Annotated in this window: 3 protein-coding genes; all 3 read left to right on the plus strand. The window is 62.2% G+C overall.

The genetic code is table 11. The annotated features are described in order from the left end of the window. Positions 1-602, plus strand: a 602-nt coding sequence (locus tag FEM54_RS30925) for an extracellular solute-binding protein (RefSeq protein ID WP_138454107.1), incomplete at its 5' end; no start/stop codon positions are given. Beyond that, entirely contained in the window at positions 603-1,421 is an 819-nt protein-coding gene (locus FEM54_RS30930; RefSeq protein ID WP_138454108.1) for an ABC transporter permease, read from the plus strand. Continuing rightward, positions 1,418-2,212, plus strand: coding sequence for an ABC transporter permease (locus FEM54_RS30935; RefSeq protein WP_017136861.1), 795 nt, complete (start codon positions 1,418-1,420; stop codon positions 2,210-2,212). Before FEM54_RS30930 ends, FEM54_RS30935 begins: the two co-directional genes overlap by 4 nt. Positions 2,213-2,222 lie beyond the last annotated feature (10 nt).

Consider the following 2,222-nt stretch of genomic DNA (forward strand, 5'->3'; position numbering starts at 1 on the left):
GCGGTTTGCCGGTGCCGCAGAGCTGGGCCGACCTGCTCAAGCCGCAATACAAAGGCATGGTCGGCTACCTCGACCCCTCCAGCGCATTCGTCGGCTACGTGTCTGCCGTGGCCATCAACCGTGCCTTGGGCGGCGACCTGGATAACTTCGCCCCGGCCATCGACTATTTCCAGAAACTGGCGAAAAACGCGCCCATCGTGCCCAAGCAAACCGCCTATGCACGGGTGCTGTCCGGTGAATTGCCGATCCTGGTGGATTACGACTTCAACGCCTACCGTGCCCGCTACAAGGACAACGCCAATGTTGCCTTTGTGATCCCGCAAGAGGGCAGCATCAGCGTGCCGTATGTGATGAGCCAAGTGGCCAATGCGCCGCATCGCGCCAACGCCGAGAAGGTGCTCGACTTCGTGCTCTCGGACCAGGGCCAGGCGCTGTGGGCCAAGGCGTACCTGCGCCCGGTGCGCCCGGTGAAAATGCCGGCCGAGGTCGCCGCACAGTTCTTGCCCGACAGCGATTACGCCCGCGCAGGTGTCGTGGACTACCAGAAAATGGCCGCGGTGCAGGAAGCCTTCGCCGCCCGCTACCTCAACGAGGTCAAGTAAGTGGCAACTTCGACCCGACACGCGGCCTGGGCGCTGGCCCCGGCTTTTGCGGTGCTGCTCGCCTTTTGGCTGTTGCCGTTGGCGCACCTGGTGGTGTTGGGCGCCGACAGCCGTGACAGCAACGGCAGCGGCTATTGGCAGGTGCTGAGCAGCGCGCAATACCTGGGCAGCCTTGGGCAAACCCTGATGCTTGCGATGGTGGTGACGCTGGTCGCGCTGTTGATCGGTGGCATCAGCGGTGTGTTTCTGGCACGCCAGCAGTTTTTCGGGCGTTCGGCGTTGGTGGCGCTGCTCACGTTTCCCTTGGCATTTCCTGGCGTGGTGGTGGGCTTCCTGGTGATTCTGTTGGCGGGGCGTCAAGGCTTGTTTGCGGCGCTGGGGATGCACTTGGCCGGTGAGCGCTGGATCTTTGCCTATTCGTTGGCGGGGTTGTTTGTCGGCTACCTGTACTTTTCGATCCCACGGGTGATTCTCACGGTGATGGCTGCGTGCGAAAGCCTCGATCGCAGCCTCGAGGAGGCCGCGCATTCTTTGGGCGCGGGGCATTGGCGCGTGGTGTGTGACGTGATCGTGCCGGGCTTGGCGCCGGCGCTGGCTTCTTGCGGGGCCATCTGCTTTGCCACCTCCATGGGCGCTTTCGGCACGGCCTTCACCCTGGGTACACGCCTGAATGTCACACCGGTGGCGATCTACAACGTGTTCACCAATTACGCCAACTTTGCCGTGGCAGCCGCGCTGTCGGTGGTGCTCGGCGCGGTAACCTGGGCGGTGCTGTTGCTGACACGACGCCTGGTTAAAAACGCGGGGACTGTCCTGTGAAGCGCTCATCGCTGTTTGTGATTCAACTGCTTTTCACCCTGCTGGTGTGCGCTTTCATGCTGGTGCCGGTGTTGATGTCGTTGTTGGCCGGGTTGACGCGCAATTTCTTTGTCGGCCTGTCCAGCGGCTTGACCTTCGATTGGCTGATCCAGGTGTGGCAGGCCTACTCGCCGACGGTGTGGCTGTCGCTGCAATTGGCGCTGGCCTGCGCGGTGTGCGTCTGTGTGTTGGGTGTGCCCGCAGCGTATGCGTTAGTGCGCATGAACAACCGCTTCAGCCGTGCGTTCGAGGAACTGATGGTTCTGCCGGTAGCGATGCCGGGGCTCGCCAGTGCGTTGGCGTTACTGCTGACCTACGGCCAGTTCGGCACCTTTCGCAGCAGTTGGCTGTTTATTCTTGTCGGTCACGTACTGTTCACGCTGCCGTTTCTGGTACGCCCGGTGATGGCGGTGATGCAACGCCAGCACCTGCCAGTGCTGGAAGAGGCCGCCGCGAGCCTGGGGGCCGGGCCGATCAAGCGTTTTTTCAGTGTGGTGGTACCCAACTGCCGGGCGGGGATTCTGGCGGGCGTACTGATGGTGGTCACCTTGAGCCTGGGTGAGTTCAACCTGACGTGGATGCTTCACACGCCGATGACCAAAACCTTGCCGGTCGGTCTGGCCGACAGCTATGCCTCGGCGCGCCTGGAAATCGCCAGCGCCTACACCCTTATCTTTTTGCTGATGATCGTGCCGCTGCTGATTGCGTTGCAGGCCATCAGTGCTCGTTTGTCCCGTGGAGAGCGTCGATGACTGCTATCAC

Origin of the sequence: Pseudomonas edaphica (assembly GCF_005863185.1) — a bacterium.
Lineage (GTDB): Bacteria > Pseudomonadota > Gammaproteobacteria > Pseudomonadales > Pseudomonadaceae > Aquipseudomonas > Aquipseudomonas edaphica.